The 17,532-nt window shown below is 70.0% G+C and carries 16 protein-coding genes; 5 read left to right on the top strand and 11 right to left on the bottom strand.

The window, feature by feature from the left end; translation table 11 throughout:
• Positions 1-15: 15 nt before the first annotated feature.
• Positions 16-393, bottom strand: coding sequence for a LysM peptidoglycan-binding domain-containing protein (locus ACWZJV_RS18135; protein WP_008362548.1), 378 nt, complete (start codon positions 391-393; stop codon positions 16-18).
• A 180-nt stretch (positions 394-573) separates the two neighbouring features.
• On the opposite strand from ACWZJV_RS18135, the gene lexA reads away from it, so the two are divergent.
• The 3 genes from lexA (at position 574) to ACWZJV_RS18120 (ending at position 4,899) form a co-directional block, all read left to right on the top strand.
• A complete protein-coding gene (lexA, locus tag ACWZJV_RS18130) occupies positions 574-1,338 on the top strand; it encodes a transcriptional repressor LexA (RefSeq protein WP_457177625.1) in 765 nt (254 codons plus the stop codon).
• A 259-nt stretch (positions 1,339-1,597) separates the two neighbouring features.
• Positions 1,598-3,268: an alkaline phosphatase D family protein gene (locus tag ACWZJV_RS18125; RefSeq protein WP_457177623.1), complete on the top strand. Its 1,671-nt coding sequence runs from the start codon at positions 1,598-1,600 to the stop codon at positions 3,266-3,268.
• 140 nt (positions 3,269-3,408) lie between these two features.
• Positions 3,409-4,899, top strand: a complete 1,491-nt coding sequence (locus tag ACWZJV_RS18120) for an MXAN_6640 family putative metalloprotease (RefSeq protein ID WP_457177621.1) — start codon at positions 3,409-3,411, stop codon at positions 4,897-4,899.
• A gap of 58 nt (positions 4,900-4,957) precedes the next feature.
• Here the strand turns inward: ACWZJV_RS18120 and ACWZJV_RS18115 are convergent, their stop codons facing one another.
• From ACWZJV_RS18115 to miaA, 9 genes are all read right to left on the bottom strand, one after another.
• Positions 4,958-6,982 (bottom strand): ATP-dependent DNA helicase, encoded by a 2,025-nt coding sequence (locus ACWZJV_RS18115; RefSeq protein ID WP_196875595.1) that lies wholly within the window; start codon positions 6,980-6,982, stop codon positions 4,958-4,960.
• Between the two features lie 10 nt (positions 6,983-6,992).
• Positions 6,993-7,748 (bottom strand): SGNH/GDSL hydrolase family protein, encoded by a 756-nt coding sequence (locus ACWZJV_RS18110; RefSeq protein WP_457177618.1) that lies wholly within the window; start codon positions 7,746-7,748, stop codon positions 6,993-6,995.
• A 165-nt stretch (positions 7,749-7,913) separates the two neighbouring features.
• A complete protein-coding gene (gene hflX / locus ACWZJV_RS18105) occupies positions 7,914-9,398 on the bottom strand; it encodes a GTPase HflX (protein ID WP_008362561.1) in 1,485 nt (494 codons plus the stop codon).
• A 60-nt stretch (positions 9,399-9,458) separates the two neighbouring features.
• Complete coding sequence (locus ACWZJV_RS18100; protein ID WP_457177616.1) at positions 9,459-11,078, bottom strand: VWA domain-containing protein; 1,620 nt, start codon at positions 11,076-11,078, stop codon at positions 9,459-9,461.
• A 119-nt stretch (positions 11,079-11,197) separates the two neighbouring features.
• Positions 11,198-11,974 (bottom strand): SDR family NAD(P)-dependent oxidoreductase, encoded by a 777-nt coding sequence (locus tag ACWZJV_RS18095; RefSeq protein ID WP_328527436.1) that lies wholly within the window; start codon positions 11,972-11,974, stop codon positions 11,198-11,200.
• 60 nt (positions 11,975-12,034) lie between these two features.
• Positions 12,035-12,886 (bottom strand): diaminopimelate epimerase, encoded by an 852-nt coding sequence (gene dapF, locus ACWZJV_RS18090; RefSeq protein ID WP_457177614.1) that lies wholly within the window; start codon positions 12,884-12,886, stop codon positions 12,035-12,037.
• Positions 12,886-13,515 carry a pyridoxamine 5'-phosphate oxidase family protein gene (locus tag ACWZJV_RS18085; RefSeq protein WP_457177612.1) on the bottom strand — a complete coding sequence of 210 codons (630 nt, stop codon included), beginning with the start codon at positions 13,513-13,515 and terminating at the stop codon, positions 12,886-12,888. Before ACWZJV_RS18085 ends, dapF begins: the two co-directional genes overlap by 1 nt.
• Positions 13,512-14,453 carry a helix-turn-helix transcriptional regulator gene (locus ACWZJV_RS18080; protein ID WP_457177610.1) on the bottom strand — a complete coding sequence of 314 codons (942 nt, stop codon included), beginning with the start codon at positions 14,451-14,453 and terminating at the stop codon, positions 13,512-13,514. The genes ACWZJV_RS18085 and ACWZJV_RS18080 overlap by 4 nt, the downstream gene beginning before the upstream one ends.
• The gene (gene miaA / locus ACWZJV_RS18075; protein WP_457177608.1) at positions 14,450-15,382 is read right to left on the bottom strand and encodes a tRNA (adenosine(37)-N6)-dimethylallyltransferase MiaA; all 933 of its coding nucleotides are present in this window, start codon (positions 15,380-15,382) and stop codon (positions 14,450-14,452) included. The genes ACWZJV_RS18080 and miaA overlap by 4 nt, the downstream gene beginning before the upstream one ends.
• 121 nt (positions 15,383-15,503) lie before the next feature.
• Here miaA and ACWZJV_RS18070 point away from each other — a divergent pair, with 121 nt between their 5' ends.
• Positions 15,504-15,695, top strand: coding sequence for an antitoxin (locus ACWZJV_RS18070; protein ID WP_040756889.1), 192 nt, complete (start codon positions 15,504-15,506; stop codon positions 15,693-15,695).
• A gap of 260 nt (positions 15,696-15,955) precedes the next feature.
• Positions 15,956-16,489 (top strand): hypothetical protein, encoded by a 534-nt coding sequence (locus ACWZJV_RS18065; RefSeq protein ID WP_050800975.1) that lies wholly within the window; start codon positions 15,956-15,958, stop codon positions 16,487-16,489.
• Between the two features lie 90 nt (positions 16,490-16,579).
• On the opposite strand, the gene ACWZJV_RS18060 is transcribed toward ACWZJV_RS18065, so the two are convergent.
• Positions 16,580-17,512 carry a zinc metalloprotease gene (locus tag ACWZJV_RS18060; RefSeq protein WP_008362578.1) on the bottom strand — a complete coding sequence of 311 codons (933 nt, stop codon included), beginning with the start codon at positions 17,510-17,512 and terminating at the stop codon, positions 16,580-16,582.
• Positions 17,513-17,532: the final 20 nt, after the last annotated feature.

The raw sequence follows: 17,532 nt of genomic DNA, 5'->3' as shown, positions 1-17,532 counted from the left end.
CATCTGTGGGCGCCTCTACGGCGCGGTCGGAATGATCAAGGTCTGCCCGGACACGAGCATCGAGGACTCGAGACTGTTGAGCTCCTTGATCCTCTGCTCCATCTCCCGAATCGAGGCGTCGGTCCCGGCGACGGCTTCCGCCGAGATGTCCCAGAGCGTGTCGCCATCGCCGACGACCATCGTGTGGGCGGAGGGAGCGGGGCTTTTGTCGGCACCGTCCTCCACCGCGAAGGCCACCCGCGCCCCGATCAGCGCGATCCCGAAGAGCACCACGAGCGCGAACGCGAACACGACGATCCGGCCCCGCCGAGTGAGCCGCACGGTCGAGCGACGCACCTCCCGCACGGGCCGGGGCGGCTCGGCTACGGGCAGCACATAGACGGTTGCACTCATCACGGCCTCCAGTTCACAAGTCTCTCGATCACGTGTTCGATCGAGCACATGTTCGAAGGTAGATCACGTGTTCGAACAACGCAAGTAGCGACCCCAAGAATTTTCGAACGCCGACACGCACTACCGAAGAGATCGAACAGATGTTTGATGTAGTGGTGCCAGAGGGACTAATGTGATGACATGACCACGCAGAAGACAGGCACCGGATCAGGCGGTTCGAAGAGCCGCGTCCGCGAGCTGCCCGACGGGCCGCCGGACGCGACCGGGCTCACGCCGCGTCAGCAGCGCATCCTCGCTCACCTGCGCGACAGCATCGAGCAGCGGGGCTATCCGCCCAGCATGCGTGAGATCGGCGCCGCGGTCGGGCTGACCAGCACCAGCAGCGTCGCCCACCAGCTGCGGGCGCTGGAGCAGCGTGGTCTGATCCGCAAGGACCCGAAGCGGCCCCGCGCCCTCGAGGTCTTCCTGCCCGAGGTGATGGCCCACCGCAAGGCGATGTCCGGCGAGGAGACCGAGCCGGCGATCACGGCCGAGGCCGTCGTCAACCCCAATCCCGACGCCGCCATGGTTCCCCTGGTCGGTCGGATCGCGGCCGGTGGCCCGATCCTGGCCGAGGAGACCTCGAGCCAGCAGAGCGTCGAGGACGTCTTCCCGCTGCCCAAGCAGCTGGTCGGCAACGGCGACCTCTTCCTGCTCTCGGTCTCCGGTGACTCGATGGTCGACGCGGCGATCTGCGACGGCGACTTCGTGGTCGTGCGCCAGCAGCCCACCGCCGAGAACGGCGAGATCGTGGCCGCATTGATCGACGGCGAGGCGACCGTCAAGACGCTCTCCCGCAAGGACGGCAAGGTCTGGCTGCTGCCGCACAACGCGGCGTACGAACCGATCGACGGCACCCACGCGACGATCCTCGGCAAGGTGACCGCGGTCCTGCGCAGCCTCTGAGTCCTGCCTCACACCTCCCGGAACCGGAGGGCATGTCTGGCAAATCCACGCCCGCTGCGCGACGTTTCGCATCCGATCTGGCGGCGTTGGCGCCGCTCGACAGCCTCCAGGATGCCTTCGCAGCGCCGCCTTGCCAGATCGGCCCGAAACGCCGCTCGCGGCCGCCGTGTCTTTCCCAGACATGCCCTCCCCGGGAACACTGCGTGAAATCCAGCCGCCGGCCCATGACAGGGCCGGCGGCTGCGTCGTTCCATACAGCGTGACTCAGACGCAGATCGACCGCCGCACCCTCATCGCCGCCGGACTGGCCACCGCCGCAGGAGCGGGGGCCGTGGCGCTGCCGGCACCCGCCGAGGCGGCCGGCGCCACGCTCAACCACTTCCAGCACGGTGTCGCCTCGGGCGACCCGCTCCCGCACCGCGTGGTCATCTGGACCCGGGTCACACCCACCGCGGAGGCGACTCCGGGATCCGGCCTGGGCGAGGAGGTCCTGGTCCGCTGGGAGGTCTCGCCGACCGCGGACTTCGGTCGCGTCGTCGCCAAGGGCTCCCAGCAGACCGGCCCCGACCGCGACCACACGGTGAAGCTCGACGTCACCGGCCTCTCGCCCGAGAGCTGGTACTTCTACCGCTTCAGCTACAACGGCCAGACCAGCCGCGTCGGCCGCACCCGCACCGCTCCGGCCGCGGACGCGACCCCGGACAACGTACGTTTCGGGGTGGTCTCCTGCTCCAACCTGCAGGCCGGCTGGTTCGCCGCCTACCGCCACCTCGCCGCCCGCGACGACCTGCACGCGATCCTCCACCTGGGCGACTACCTCTACGAGTACGCGCCCGGTGAGTACGGCTACGGCATGGCCAACGAGGACATCCGCTCGCACGAGCCGGCCCACGAGATGCACACCCTGGCCGACTACCGGATCCGGCACGCGCAGTACAAGCGGGACGTCGACCTCGCCGACGCCCACGCCCACCTGCCCTGGATCGTCACCTGGGACGACCACGAGTCCGCCAACGACGCCTGGCTGCTGGGCGCGGAGAACAACGAGCCCGGCGAGTACGACTGGATCGACCGCAAGACCAACTCCAACCAGGCCTACGACGAGTGGATGCCGCTGCGCGTCGACGGCACCGCCACGGTGGAGACCGACGACCACCTCCACGACACGATCTACCGGAGGCTCCGCTTCGGGACCCTGCTCGAGCTGAGCATGCTCGACCTGCGGTCCTACCGCTCCCAGCAGGTCGCCCGCACCGACCTGGCCGGGGCCGACGACCCGGACCGCACGATCACCGGCGACGAGCAGCTGGAGTGGCTCAAGGAGGGCCTGCTCACCGACGCCCGCTGGAAGATCGTCGGCAACCCGGTCATGATCGCGCCGGTCACCTTCGGAGCTCTTCCGAAGAGCCTCATCAGCCCGGTCAACGATGTCACCGGGCTGCTGCCCGACAACGGCATCGCCCTCAACGTGGACCAGTGGGACGGCTACACCGCCGACCGCACCGAGCTCTTCGAGCACATCCGCAACAACGCGATCACCGACACCGTCTTCGTCACCGGCGACATCCACTCGGCCTGGGCCTGCGACCTGCCGTACGACTCCGCCGTCTACCCGCTCGGCAGGACGGCCGGCGTCGAGTTCGTCGCCACCTCGGTGACCTCGAACAACCTCAAGGACATCCTCGGCGCCCCGCGCCGCACGGTCAGCGTGACGGTCGAGGAGATCATCAGGACCGCCAACCGCCACGTCCGCTACCTCAACTTCGACGACCACGGCTTCTCGGTCCTCGACGTGACCCGCAACCGCGCCCAGATGGACTGGTACGTCATCGCCGAGCGCAAGGACGCCAGGACCACGGCCACCTGGAGCAGGTCGTACGCCACCGCGACCGGGAGCAACCGGCTCCATCACGTCACCGAGCCCGTCTAGGCGTTTCACCGGTGTGGCCGGGTCGTCGTGCCCTTAGACTGCCCTGGTCTGCCTTCCCGAACGTCTGGTATCTCATGCGAAACATTGCCCGCCGGATCAACCGCAAACAACGCTCCTTCGTCTTGATCGCAGGGATGGTAGTGGCCACCTTCGCCGCCACCATGCCCGCAACCGGATCGACCCCGGCGAGCTCGGTGCGCACCGGCGGTGACACCAGCGCCGCGCAGCCGGTGACGGAGGAGGCGGCCCGGGAGGCTCTCGCCGAGGCCAAGAAGGTCAAGCGCAACCAGTCGGTCCGTGGCGCCCGCCAGGTCGTGCCGGGCAGGCACGTCGCGGGCCGGCCCGACGCGACCATCGCCCTGACCAACCTCTGGAACGCAAAGGACGCCCTGGACGGATCCAGCCAGAAGGCCGCCCGCCAGCTGCTCGCCCGCCCGCGCACCGCGACCCAGACCTGCAGCGACGTCGTCTGCGTCCACTACTCGCCGGGCAAGGGCGGCGACAGCGCCTCGGTGGCGTACGCGACCCAGGTCCGTGACGTGGTCACGAAGGTCCACAACGTCTATGTGCAGGCGGGCTACCGCAAGCCGGCGGCCGACAAGACGGTCACCCCGGGCAAGGTCGACATCTACCTGGAGAACCTCTACGACGAGGGCTACTACGGCTACTGCGCGCCCGAGACGAAGGTCTCCAAGACCGCCGCGACGGCCTACTGCGTCCTGGACAACGACTACGCCACCGCTGAGTACGGCACGGCCAACACGCCCACCGAGAACCTCCGGGTCACCGCCGCCCACGAGTACTTCCACGCCGTCCAGTTCGCCTACGACGCCGGCGAGGACCGCTGGATGATGGAGTCCACGGCGACCTGGGTCGAGGACGAGGTCTACGACAGCATCAACGACAACCGGCAGTACCTGGCCTACGGTCAGCTCGAGGACCAGCGCAAGCCGCTGGACAACTCCAACGTCTCCAACCTCGGCATCTACGGCAACTGGATCTTCTTCCGCTACCTCTCCGAGCGCTTCGCCAAGGAGCGGGGCTCCCTGCCGGAGGTGGTCCTCGGCGTCTGGAACCGGGCCCCGTCGACCTACTCCACCGCTGCCATCCGACAGGCGCTCGCCGCGCGCGGCACCACGCTGAAGCTGCAGTACGCCCGCTTCGCCGCCGCCAACCTGGCCCCCTCGAAGAGCTACAGCGAGGGCGGGGCCTACTACCCGCCGGTCTACGACGGCCGCACCGCGCTGCCCGCCAAGCGACAGACCGTCGACGGCCAGTTCACCCTCAAGCACCTCACCTACGCCTCCCAGCGTCTGGTGCCGAAGAACGTCGGCAAGGGCTGGAAGCTGCGCATCAAGGTCGACGTCGCCCGCCCCAACGCCAACGCCGCCGTGGTCAGCATCTTCCGCACCGACGGCACCCGCGGCGTCTACTACCTCAAGCCCAACAGCAAGGGCATCGCCACGAAGACGATCGAGGGCTTCTCGTCCAAGCGGATCCGCAAGGTCGAGGTCACCTTCGCCAACGCGAGCAGCAACTTCACGTGCGGCCAGGGCACCGCGTACTCGTGCCACGGCATCGCCACGCCCGACAAGGCCACCCACCGCTGGTGGGCCAAGACCTACCGCTGACCCGTTGAAGCACGCCGAGTCGGCTCGTCACAACGAGCCGACTCGGCGTGCTTCTCGGTCAGGCAGAGGCTGATTCGGAGAGCCGCTTCAGGGCCTGCCGCACGATGGCGGGGTCGGTGGTGGCCCACATCGGCGGCAGGCTCGCCTTGAGGAAGCCGCCGTAGCGGGCGGTCGCCAGGCGGGGGTCCAGCACCGCCACGACCCCGCGGTCGGTGGTGGTGCGGATCAGCCGGCCGGCACCCTGCGCCATGAGCAGCGCTGCATGGGTGGCGGCGACCTGCATGAAGCCGTTGCCACCGGCCTTGTCGGCGGCCTGCTGCCGGGCCGACATCAGCGGGTCGTCGGGCCGCGGGAACGGGATCCGGTCGATGATCACCAGCTGGCAGGTGTCGCCGGGGACGTCGATCCCCTGCCACAGCGACAGCGTGCCGAAGAGCACCGTGTGGGGGTCGGCGACGAACTGCGCGGCGAGCTCGGGCAGCTGCGCGTCGCCCTGGGCCAGCGTGGTCAGGTGAGGCAGCTTCTGGCGCACGACCTCGGCCGCCGCCTCGGCCGCGCGGCGGGAGGAGAAGAGCCCGAGCGTACGCCCGTCGGCGGCGTCGACCAGGTCGACGATCTCGTCGAGGGTCTTGGCGCCCATACCGTCGCGGCCGGGAGGCGGCAGGTGGCGGGCGACGTAGAGGATCCCCTGCCGGCCGTAGTCGAACGGGCTGCCGACGTCGAGCCCGACCCACGGCAGCACGTCGTCGGTACGCTGCGCCCCGGCGCCCAGCTCGGTGCGCTCCTCCGCCTTGAGCCCGAGGGATCCGGCCACGGGGCCGAAGTCGCCGCCGAGCTTGAGGGTCGCGGAGGCGAAGACGACGGTCTTCTCCCGCAGCAGCTTCTCGCGCATCTGCGCCCAGACCTGGAGCGGCGCGACGCAGAGTCGCGGCGGGATCCGGTCGCTGCCCTCGTTGAGCCAGATCACGTCGGACCCTGCCGAAGCGGAGCCCGAGGCATCAGGCGGAGCGGCCGCGGCCATCCGCTCGGCGGTCGTGAAGACCTCCTGGAGCCCGCCCTTGGCCTGCTGGAACCCGGGGTCGGCGCTGTCGGAGTCCTTCGGCTTCGGCAGCGCGGAGAGCGCGGACCGGGCGGCGTCGCGCACCAGCACGAGCGCGTCGGAGATCATCTCGGGGAGGGTCACGAACCGCCCCGGTGAGGACTCGTTGATCGCCGCCCGCAGCGCGTCGGAGGCGTCGGCCAGGTCGTCGGCCTCGGAGCCCTCGACGTGCTTCTGCGCCCGGCGGGCGGCGCGCTCCACCTCGGCGGCGGTCAGCTCGTCGGTCGCAGCCTGGGTCACCCGGGCGACCAGCTCGTGGGCCTCGTCGATCACCACCGCGTCGTACTCCGGGATCATCGGGACGCCCTCGATCGCGTCGATCGCGAGCAGGGAGTGGTTGGTGACGATCAGGTGGCTCTTCTGGGCCTTGTCGCGGGCGACCTCGACGAAGCACTCCTCGCCGAAGGGGCACTTGGCGGCGCCGAGGCAGTCACGGTGGTTGACCGAGACCTGCCGCCACTCGCGGTCGGTGTGGCGGGGCGCGGAGTCACGCTCGCCGCTGCCGCCCTTCTCCGCCTCCTTCTCCGCCCAGCTGCGCAGCTCGAGGACCTTCTCGGCCATCGGGCCCAGCGGAACGTCGACCAGGGTGCCCTGGTCGTCGGGCGCACCCTCGCGGACGCGGTGGAGGCAGGCGTAGTTGGAGCGGCCCTTGAGGACGGCGTAGGAGGCGTCCACGCCGGGGCGCGAGCCGATCGCTTTGACCAGGCGCGGCAGGTCGCGCTCGACGAGCTGGTGCTGCAGCGCCAGGGTGGCGGTGGCGACCACGACCCGGCTGTCGTGGAGCAGCGACGGGACCAGGTAGGCCAGCGACTTCCCGGTGCCGGTGCCGGCCTCGACGAGGAGGTGCTCCTCGTCGGCCAGGGCCTGCGCGACCGCATCGGCCATCTTCACCTGGCCCTCGCGGGTGGCCCCGCCGAGGGTCGCGACCGCATCCGCCAGGGCTTCACGTACGGGCGTCTGGGAGGCGATCTCGGTTGCGGTCACTCGGGCAACCTTAGCCGTGGGCGGGGACAGTCTCCGATCGGCTCTCCGCGATCCGGCGGGCGACGATCTCCCCGAACTGCATGTGGCCCGCGACCGTCAGATGGGTGTTGTCCTCGAGCATCGGCAGCTCGAGGTCGAAGACGTTGATGTACGTCACCCCGTACTCGGCAGAGACCCGCCGCATCATCTTGTTGACGACCTTGATCGCCTTGGCCCGGGAGTTCACCCTGGGCGCACTGAGCACGATGACCTCGTAGCCCTTGAGCTCGTCCAGCGTGGCCCGGAAGCCCTTCTCGACGTCGTCGATGTCGCTCTTGGAGTCGTTGATGCCGCCCTCGAGCACGACCAGGTCGGCGCCTTGCGCGATCACGTCCGGAACCCGCTCGGGGAAGGAGATCGGACCGCACGTCTCCATCGAGCCGGGCGCGTAGCCGGTGCCGCCGAAGCCGGAGACCCGCACCTCGCCGTCGAGATAGCGCGGCCACGACAGACCGGGGTCGTCCAGACCGAAACCGGAGGCCCAGGAGTCGCCGATCACGACGACCCGCTCACCGGCCCCGGTCACCACCGAGGCCCGGGTCACGGACTCGGCGGCCAGCCGGGTGCACAGGTCCTGGGTCACCTCGGTCCCGTGGCTCGCCTCCTGGCCCGGGAGCACACCCTCGCCCTCGTTGACGCAGCCGGCCAGGGTGGCCACGAGGACAGCACCGGCCAGCGCGCTCACGACCGTGGCGCGCGCCGCGTGGCGTCGACCTCTAGTGCGCATCCGTGACCTCTCCCTCGACCGACCGTCCCCAAGTGTGAGGGACGAGCGTGGCATCGCCTGTGTCGAAACGCCGAAGCCGACCCCGGATCAGGCAGGGTGCGCGCTCCGCGCGCTTACTCCCTCGCTCGGCGCGAACGGACGAGCAAGCTCGCCGCTCGGCCTCGCTCAGTTCGTGTACGCCGCCAGCTCCCCCGCCAGGTCCGCGTTGGCGCGACCCTTGACGACGGTGCCCTCGGCCGTGTGCTCGAGGTGGTCGATCTCGCCGTGCTGGTGGATCCGGTTGACCAGGTCACCGCGCTCGTAGGGAACCAGCGCGGAGAACTCGACGCCCGGTCGCGGCAGGTCGTTCTCGACGGCCTTGATCGCCGCGTCGATGCCCTCACCGGTCTTGGCCGAGACCGCGACCGAGTGCGGCTCGGCACGGAGCAGCCGGCTGATCACCAGCGGGTCGGCGATGTCGGCCTTGTTGATCACGACCAGCTCCGGCACGTCGCCGGCACCGATCTCGGCGAACACCTCGCGCACCGCGGCCAGCTGGCCCTCGGGGTCGGGGTGGGAGCCGTCGACCACGTGCACGACCAGGTCGGCGTCGGCGACCTCTTCCAGAGTCGAGCGGAAGGCCTCGACGAGCTGGTGGGGCAGGTGGCGCACGAAGCCGACGGTGTCGGACATCGTGTAGACCCGCCCGTCCTCCGTGGTCGTACGCCGCGTGGTCGGGTCCAGGGTCGCGAAGAGGGCGTCCTCGACGAGCACCCCGGCACCGGTCAGCCGGTTGAGCAGGGACGACTTGCCGGCGTTGGTGTAGCCGGCGATCGCCACCGCGGGGATCTGGTGACGCTTGCGGTCGGCGCGCTTGGTGTCGCGCGTGCCCTTCATCGCCTTCAGCTCACGGTTGAGCTTGGCGATCTTGGTGTTGATCCGGCGACGGTCGGTCTCGATCTTGGTCTCACCGGGACCACGGCCACCGATACCGGCACCGCCGGCGACCCGGCCACCGGCCTGGCGGGACAGGTTGCCACCCCAACCACGAAGCCGCTGCTTCATGTAGTTGAGCTGGGCGAGCTCCACCTGCGCCTGGCCCTCACGCGACTTCGCGTGCTGGGCGAAGATGTCGAGGATCAGCGCGGTCCGGTCGACGACCTTGACCCCGGTGCGGTCCTCCAGGTTTCGAAGCTGCGAAGGGGCCAGCTCGCCGTCGGCGATCACGGTGTCGGCGCCGGTCGCGGCGACGATCTCCTTGAGTGCCTCGACCTTGCCGCGTCCGATGTAGGTCGCGGGGTCCGGCGCCTGGCGGCGCTGGTAGATCGCCTCGAGCACCTCGGAACCGGCCGTCTCGGCCAGCAGCGCGAGCTCGGCGAGGGAGTTCTCGGCGTCGGTCTGGGTGCCGCCGGCCCACACGCCGACGAGCACCACTCGCTCCAGGCGCAGCTGCCGGTACTCGACCTCGGTGATGTCCTCGAGCTCGGTGCGCAGGCTGGCGACGCGCTTGAGCGCGTGCCGCTCGGCGAGCTCCATCGCACCGACGGTCGGATCCGTGTCCTCGGGATCCTCGTCGGCGTAACCACTCTCGAAGCTGTCGTCGAGCGCGTCCCAGTCCTCGGTGGCCTCGAGCTCGTCAGCGAGTGAAAAATCGTGTGCGTTGTTCGTCATATACCAACAAGGGTACGGCGCCACACCACCCGGGGGACAATGCTTATCCAGAAGCGGCCCTCAGCGCTGCGCGAGCGCCTCCCGCAGCACGGTTCCGACGTCCTCCGGACGCTCCGCGACGTACGCAGCTCCACCCGTCGCATCGGCGATCGCCTGCAGCGCGCCCAGGTCGGCGTCGGCGGTGATCCCGATGCCCAGGACGCGGACCGGCCGACGCGGGTCGGAGGCAGCCTCCAGCTGGCGTACGAGCTCGTCCAGGTCCATCGAGTCGGGGTCGTCGTTGGTGCCGTCGGTGAAGAGCAGGACGGTGTTGGAGGCGAGCGGGTCGTAGGCGGCGACGGCTGCCTGGTAGGCCGCGAGCGCGGTGTCGTGCAGGGCGGTGCCACCACCGGTGCGCGCGGTGAGACCGGCGATCGCCTCGGTCAGCTGGGCGCGCTGATCCTTCGTGGCCAGCTGACGGGTCGGGACGAGCACGGTGTGGTCCTCGTCGAGCATGCCTGCGCTCTTCTCCGAGAAGGCCCACAGCCCGACCGCGGCGCCGCCCGGAAGGAGGTCGACGGCCTCCGAGGCCGCCGCCTGGGTGAGCTGGAGCCGCGTCGTCGCGCCGGAACCGGTCGGCCAGGCCATCGACCCGGAGACGTCGACGACCGCGATCGTCCGGGTCGGCCGCAGCCTGGCGTTCCACGCGGCGGCGGCGCTGGTCACGCTGGCCGCGTCGACCCGGGTGTAGGCACCGACGTTGGGCGACGGCTTGCCGGCGCCCGCGGTGCGGAACCCGGCCTGGGTCAGCGCGGTGTCGGCGGCGCCGCCGTCGAGCACGCGGGCGAAGCTGGTGATCGACTCGGCGATCGTGTTGCGCCGCGACGAGTCGGCCGTGATCAGGACCGGGTAGTCGAGGACGACCGTTCCCTCCTTGGGCGCGGCGGCCTTCAGCGTCGGCGCGTACGTCGACCACTGCTGCTCGCTGGTCGCGGTCACTCCGCTCATGACGGTCTGCAGCTCGGCCAGGCGCCCCGAGTCGGTCGGGGCGGCAGCCTCGTCGCCGGAGGCGATCCGCTCGCCGTACGCCTCCAGCCTGGCCTCTCTCGCCGGCTTCGCCTGGCTGGCGACCACCGTGCCGAGCGCGCTCATCATCCGCTGGGGATCGCCCATCAGCAGGTCGTCCTCGGCGAACGCCTCGGCGTAGGAGGTGCGGGTGAGCCCGTCGCCGGAGACGAGCACGACCGGCGAGGAGGCCATCGAGGCCCGCAGCGTCACCGGCTCGGTCGCAGGCGTGATCCGGTCGAGCCAGAGCGAGGAGTCGGGGATCCACACGTCGGGCAGCTCGCCGCCGAGCGCCATCGGCTGGAGGACCTGGTCGGCCTTGGCCGACTCGACCTCGATCTGGGCACAGCCGGCCTCCTCGAGGATGTTGCCGACCACGGTCGCCGCCTCGGGAGCCACCGCGACCGTCATCTGCGGTCCCAGGCAGGTCCGGTCGCTGCTCGAGCCAGACGTGCCCTCGGCGACCAGCGCGGTGGCGAGCAGGCACAGCGCCAGGACACCGGCCGCACCGGCGATCACGCCGATCGTCTCCCGCCTGAACCGGGGCTGCTGCGCGGGCTCGGTCGGCCCGGTGGGCTCCTCGGGCTCGATGATCGCGAGCGCCTTCGACGTACTGGTGTCCGCCTTATCGGACATGCGAACTCCCCTAGCTCCGACGTCCGCGGAGCGGTCTGAACTGTCCGCGGCTGGCGCACACATTAGCGGTGCGCCAGCCGTCGGGGTACTACCTGCGTCCTGTTACCAGTTGCGTCCGGTCACTTCGGTGGCATCCGGATGCCGCCGTCGACCCGGATCGTCTCGCCGTTCATGTAGTCGTTGGTCAGGCACTCCACGACCATGCTCGCCAGCTCCTCGGGCACGCCGAGGCGGTGCGGGAACAGCACGCTCTCGCCGAGCTTGGCCTTGAACGCCTCGGACTCCGGGCCCTCGCCGTAGATCGGCGTGTCGATCAGACCCGGGGCGACGGTGTTGACCCGGATGCCGACCGCGGCGAGGTCGCGCGCGAGCGGGAGGGTGAGCCCGACGACGCCGCCCTTGGACGAGGAGTAGGACACCTGCCCGATCTGGCCGTCGAAGGCGGCCACGCTGGCCAGGTTGACGATCGCGCCGCGCTGCCCGTTGGCGTCGGGCTCGTTGCGGCTGATGTAGGTCGCCGCCTGGCGGCACATGTCGAAGGTGCCGATCAGGTTGATCGCGATGACCTTCTTGTACGCGTCCAGGTCGTGCGCCGACCCGATCTGACCGTCACGCCCGATGGTGCGCTGCGCCCACCCGATCCCGGCCGAGTTGACCACCGCCTTCAGCGGCGCGATCTCCACGGCCCTCTCCACGGCGTTGGTGATCTGGTCGGTGTCGGTGACGTCAACGGGCACGAACAGCCCCTTGATCTCCTCCGCCAGAGCCTCGCCCTTGTCCTTCTGCATGTCCGCGACGATGACCGTCGCACCCTTGGCCGCCAGCGCCCGGGCCGTCGCCGCCCCGATCCCGCTGGCTGCTCCGGTCACGATCGCTGTGCTGTCAGTCAACTCCATGGGCAGCACCCTAGACGTGACCACCCTCACGGTGGTGAATACCCGTTAACCGTCTCGCGGTCAGAGCGACGTCGTACCCTCAGCGACCAGGATCGCCGGTCCGGTGAGCAGAACGCGGTCGGCGGTCGTCCAGGTGACATGGAGCGTGCCGCCCGGCACGTCCACCCGGTACGTCACATCGGCATCGCGCGCGATCGCGAGACCGTCGGCCTCGGCGGCCGCGACCATCACCGCGCAGGCTCCGGTGCCGCAGGAGCGGGTCTCGCCCGCGCCGCGCTCGTAGACCCGCATGGCGAGGTGACGCTCGGCGACGCGTACGAAGAACTCGACGTTGACCCCGTGCGGATAGACGGTCTCGTCGAAGACCGGGGAGTCGTAGAGGTCACCGACGGGGCCGTGGGGATCGATCGACTCGACCTCGGCGGCGGCGTGCGGGTTGCCCATGTCGACGTTGCAGGCCGACCAGAAGTGGTGGGCGACGGTGACCTGGGTCGACCCGAGCAGCTTCGGCGAGCCCAGGTCGGCGGTCCAGACGTCACCCTCCGCACGCAGGGTCTTGTCGCCGGCGCGCGTGGCGAAGGTGACCTCGTCACCGGCGAGCCCGGCCGAGCGCAGGTATTCCGCGAAGACGCGGGTGCCGTTGCCGCACATCTCGGCCAGGGTGCCGTCGGCGTTGCGGTAGTCCATGAACCACTCAGCGTCGCTCGCCGGCCGGTCCGAGCCGGTGTAGGCGGCGGTGCGGATCACCCGCAGGATCCCGTCGCCGCCGATGCCGGCCCGGCGGTCGCACAGCGCCCGGACCCGCGCGGCCATCTCCTCGTCGGAGAGCGAGCCGTGCACCGACCCGTCGAGGTCCGGCAGCAGCACGAAGTCGTTCTCCGTGCCGTGGCCCTTCAGGTATGCGTAGGTCATCAGTAGAGGTACTTCGAGTAGACGTCGGTGCGGTAGTAGTCCTCCATCTCCGCCAGCGTGCGCGGGTCGTTCTCGACCTGCTTGGCGATGACCGCGCGCTTGGGGAGGTGGTCGGGGTTCCAGGTCTCCGGGTCCCACAGGCCCGAGCGCAGGAACGCCTTGGCGCAGTGGAAGAAGATGTCGTCGATCTCGACGACCAGGGCGAGGATCGGCCGCTTGCCCTTCACGGCCATCTCGTCGAAGAACGGCGCGTCCGAGACCAGCCGGGCGCGGCCGTTGATCCGCAGCGTGTCACCCCGGCCCGGGATCAGGAAGTTGAGCCCGACGTGCGGGTTCGAGAGGACGTTGCGGTAGCCGTCGACCCGCTTGTTGCCCGGTCGCTCCGCGATCGCGATCGTCGTCTCGTCGATGACGTGCACCAGCGACCCGGCCGGGTCCCCCTTGGGCGAGGCGTCGCAGTTGCCGTCGGCGTCGGAGGTCGCGAGCACGCAGAACGGCGTGGCGGCGAGCCACTCCCGGTCGATGTCGAGGAGCGCCGGGCGCCCCTTGGTCACCGCGCGCTCGTGCGGCGTGCCGACCACGTCGACGAGCTCCTCGAGCGTGCTGATCTCAGTCCAGGTAGGGGTCACTGCCCCAGGGTACGAGGCGGCACCTCGCCGCGGCGAGCCCGCAGCCAGTCGATCGGGTCACCCCGGTCGACCTCGACACCGGCCATCCGGAGCATCATCCGGGCCAGCAGACGCCGATGTGCTGCGTACGTCAGGACGTGGGCGACGACGGACCCCATCTGGAAGCTCTCCGGCGGCTCGCACAGGGCGTCCACGAGCCGGTCCTCCCAGGCCCCGCGCCGCTCGATGTCGCGGACGACCGCGAGCCAGCGTGCCGCCACGGACTCGTGACGCTCGATCAGCGCGGCGACGTCGTCGGAATGGCGCCGGACGGGCATCGAGAGCCCCTCGATGGAGGCCACCCAGCACTCCTTGGCCCACACCGTCGCCTCCAGGACCTGGAGGAGGGACTCCTCCGGTCCGTCCCACGGCAGCACCTCGTGGCCCGGCAGCCGCACCCCGACGAGCACCTCCTCGGGCAGGCCCTTGGCCAGATCGAGCAGCGCCCGGGTGTCGTCGACGTCATGCATCACCAGCTGCTCGGTCAGCGGCGCGAGCACCCGCTCCTGGGAGTCGACCCACAGCGACTCGGGCGGGTGGAAATGGATCCCGTTCGGCGCGGGCAGCCAGTGGCTGACGGCGGCCGTGCTCGGCGGGTGCCCGAACGCCTTCGCGTAGGCCCGTGAGAAGCCCTCGACCGACTCGTAGCCGGCGGCCCAGGCGGCGTCGGTCACGGTGCCGCCGTGCTGCAGTTGCCACGCGGCCCGCTCCAGCATCACCCGCCGCCGCATCGCCACCGGCGGCTCCCCGGCGCCCCGGGAGAGGAGCCGGTTGAAGTGGTAGGGCGAGGTGTAGGCGTCCCCCGCCATCTGTGCCAGCGTGCGGGGCTCCCCGTCGTCGGCGCCGTCGAGCACCGCGTCCAGCAGCTCCCGAAGACGGTCGCGCACCTGCTCGCTCACATCATCACCGCCCGCACGGCCGCGACGGCCTTCTCGAGACGGGACGGATCGTCGTACGAGACCCACACGACCCGCGGATCCTTGCGGAACCAGGCGTCCTGACGCCGTGCGAACTGCCGGGTCCTGATGGCGGTCCGCTCCATGGCCTCCTCCAGGCTCAGCTCCTGGGCGAGGTACGCGGCGACCTCGTTGTAGCCGATGGCCTTCGCCGCGGTCCGCGACCCTCCCAGACCGGCCTCCAGGAGCCGGGCGACCTCGTCGACGAACCCGGCCTCGAACATCTCCGCGACGCGTTGCCGGATGCGTACGTCCAGGGCTTCGCGGGAGATGTCGACGCCGATCTGGATGGAGGCCGGGTCCTCGTAGACCTGCTCGGGCAGACGGGCGCTGAACGGCTCACCGGTCAGCTCGATGACCTCGAGGGCGCGTACGACGCGGCGACCGTTGTCGACCTCGATCCGCTCGGCCGCCACCGGGTCCAGGGTTCGCAGCCGGTCGTGAAGTGCCTTCTCACCTGCGGTTTCTAGCTCCTTCTCCAGGCGCTCCCGCACCTCGGTCGAGGTCCCGGGGAACTCGAACCGGTCCAGGATGGCTCGGGTGTAGAGGGCGCTTCCGCCGACCAGCACGGGCGTCTTCCCGGCCTCGCGGAGCGTCGCGATCCGCTCGCGCGCCAGCCGTTGGAAGTCGGCCACGGAGGCCGGCTCGGCGATGTCGAGGAGATCCAGCAGATGGTGCGGGATCCCGCGCCGCTCGGCGACCGGGAGCTTCGCGGTCCCGATGTCCATGCCGCGGTAGACCTGCATCGCGTCGGTGTTGATGATCTCGCCGCCGAGGGTCTCGGCGAGGTCCAGGGAGAGTGACGTCTTGCCCGCCGCGGTGGCACCCACGACGGCCACGATCGGGGTGCTGGACCGAGGAGAAGATCCCAACCCGGGTAGCTCGTACGAGCTATCCGCGTCGCGTGTCCCCCTGTTGCTGTCGTACTCCATGTGGTTAGTCTGGCGGCTAGTTGGCTCATACGGGGAGCCACCGAACAAGAGGGGGGAAGCAATGAGCTTCTTGGACAAGGCGAAGGATCTCATCGGGCAGGGCGTCGACAAGGTCGGTGCCGACAAGGTCGGCGAGGGCCTGGACAAGGCCGGCGAGTTCGCCGACGAGAAGACCGGTGGCAAGTTCAGCGACCAGATCGACCAGGGCGTCGAGACCGCGAAGAACGAGGCGGAGAAGCTGGACGGCAACTGAGCCCACCCACGCATCGAGGCGGGGAGCAATCCATACCGGGTTGCTCCCCGCCTCGCGTTTCGTGGGCATTACACCCCGTCGACATTTTGCGTGGCTTTTTCCGAAACACTGTTACGGAGCTGTTGCCATTGGTGCCGTCACATGGAACGGTCGAGAGCGTCTCATTCGCGTGTCTCACCGAATGGGGCAGCCGGGGGGCGGACGTGCGATGCATGTTCCGAAGCCGGTCCGAACACAACTACTCGGAAGTGTGGACCAATATGTCTGAGAACTACGGCAACAGCGACGAGCAGCAGAACTACGGCCAGGAGGGCGGCTTCGGCGGCCAGGAGTCCAACGAGGGCTCCTCCTACGGCGAGCAGTCCAGCGAGGGCGGCTTCGGCGGCCAGGAGGGCGGCCAGAGCGAGGGCGGCTCCTACGGCGAGCAGTCCAGCGAGGGCGGCTTCAGCGGCGGCGAGCAGTCCGAGGGTTCGAGCTACGGCTCCGAGGGTGGCCAGAGCGAAGGCGGCTCCTACGGCGAGCAGTCCGACGAGGGCAGCGCCTACGGCGGCGGCGAGCAGTCCGAGGGCTCGAGCGAGGGTGGCTACGGCGGCCAGGAGCAGTCCGAGGGCTCCTCCTACGGCTCCGAGGGTGGCCAGAGCGAGGGCGGTTCGTACGGCGAGCAGTCCAGCGACGGCGGCTTCGGTGGCGGCCAGGAGCAGTCCGAGGGCTCCTCCTACGGCTCCGACGAGGGCTCCAGCGAGGGCTCCAGCGAAGGTGGCTTCGGCGGCGAGCAGGAGCAGTCGCAGTTCTGATCCAGCTCTGCTGATCGCACAAGGATCGAGCGCCGGGCCCGCGAGGGACCCGGCGCTCGGCGCTTCTACAGGGAGATCGTCAAGCAGCGATCAGGCGCGGTACGCCACCCACCCGTCGATCATGCGCTGCACCTGTCCCGGCGTGAACTCGTCCATGCACGCGTCCTCGGTGTAGTCCATGAAGTTGTGGATCGGGTCGAGGCCCGGGGCCGTGCAGGTGTCGGAACCCTCCGGGCAGCCGAAGGCGGGCGCCGCCTCGGCCGGGGTGTCGGCGACCTGGTCGCCCTTGCCGTGACAGCCACCCTGGAAGGTGTGGTAGAGGTGCAGCCAGTGGCCGACCTCGTGGGTCGCGGTGTCACCCTCGTCGTACGGCGCCGCCGAGCCACCCGGCAGCGACTCGCCGAGGATGACCACGCCGTCCTGCGACCCGATGTTCTTGGTCGGGAAGGTCGCCCAGCCGAGCAGGCCGTCGTCGATCTCGCCGATGTAGACGTTGAGCGCATTGTCGCCACCCTGACGCAGGGTCGACTTCATCTCCCGCTCGCCGGCCGAGCCGGAGATGATCGGGTACCAGGCCGGGTTGATCGTGGTCTCCTGGCCAGCCACCTCGAAGGAGAACGGCGTGCCAGCGTAGGCCGCGTTGAGGACGTCTATCTGCGCGTCGATGTTCGCCTGCGGGACGACGCCGGTGGTGGCGTCCTCCTGGATGACGTGGATGTAGGTCGGGATGGTCGTCGGGCCGAGGGTGGCGCTGCCGCCCTTCTTGCCCTTCGCCGCCAGCGCGTCGCTGAGCGCCTTCTCCTTGGCGTCGGCCTGCTTCGCGGTCAGGTGGTTCGTGTCGCGGACCTGCTTGGCGCCCTCGGCGACCCGGGCCGCGCCGACCTCGTGCGGGTCGAAGCAGGCACCACCTTCTCCTGCCGCCTGCATCGCGGACGCGGGCGCCGCGGCCGCCAGGCCTGATGCCACGAGCACTCCGAGCGCGCCCATCGCCGCTGCTCTGCCGGCCAGCTTGGGAATCGACATGGGGGTATCCCTTCCTGAGA

This window comes from Nocardioides sp. WG-D5 (genome assembly GCF_054031175.1).
The sequence above is the reverse complement of the archived record's forward strand: the minus strand, read 5'-3'. Positions and strand labels throughout refer to the sequence as shown.